The 635-nt window shown below is 36.1% G+C and carries 1 pseudogene; it reads right to left on the bottom strand.

Going from position 1 to position 635, the window contains the following annotated elements:
• Window positions 1-470, bottom strand: a pseudogene (locus OCF96_RS09870) (hypothetical protein); the annotation flags it as partial.
• Window positions 471-635 lie beyond the last annotated feature (165 nt).

The raw sequence follows: 635 nt of genomic DNA, 5'->3' as shown, positions 1-635 counted from the left end.
CTAGAAGAATAGGTAACTTTATCTTCTCCAACCTCATCTTGAGGCTTCTGAGAAACTAGCTCAGCAATTCTTTGACGGGCCATATTCGCCTCTTTCTTTACCGTTAAATCTTCTAGCTTAGGATCTGGTTCTGGTTGGAATTCAGGTTGAGGTTGAGGTTGAGGTTCTGGGATGCCTTGTGAGGACTTCTTTTCTTTATGTTTTGCTAAAAAATGAAGAAAACCTCTTTTTTTCTTCCCAACATTCGTACCAAAATTTTCCAGTAACTGATCAATAATTCCAACAAAAGGTATTTCAAGACTAAGTTCTTGTAGGATTTCACCTTCAGCATTGAGAGAATAAAGCCGATAGGTTCCGGTTATTCTATTACTCTTCATTCTCTCGTTGATGATTTCTAGCCTTGATAACAACTCATCTCGTTGATCAAATGTTTCCTCTTGATTAGTCAGTTGATTGATAATTTTATACATGATTCACTCCTTAGTTACTTGATTGTACTGGAAGGATTAGTTCCTTCATTTCCTGATAGGATAAGCCACTCTCTTCTGATAGTGCAACAAAAAGCTGTGCTTCCAAATCTTTTTCTTGATTTATGTAATTCTTGATTTTTTTATCTGCTTCTTCTTTTTGTCGTT

The sequence above is a fragment of the Streptococcus mitis genome (assembly GCF_946190065.1).
In the GTDB taxonomy this organism is placed as follows: domain Bacteria; phylum Bacillota; class Bacilli; order Lactobacillales; family Streptococcaceae; genus Streptococcus; species Streptococcus mitis_DE.
This window is presented reverse-complemented; position numbering and strand designations above follow the sequence as displayed.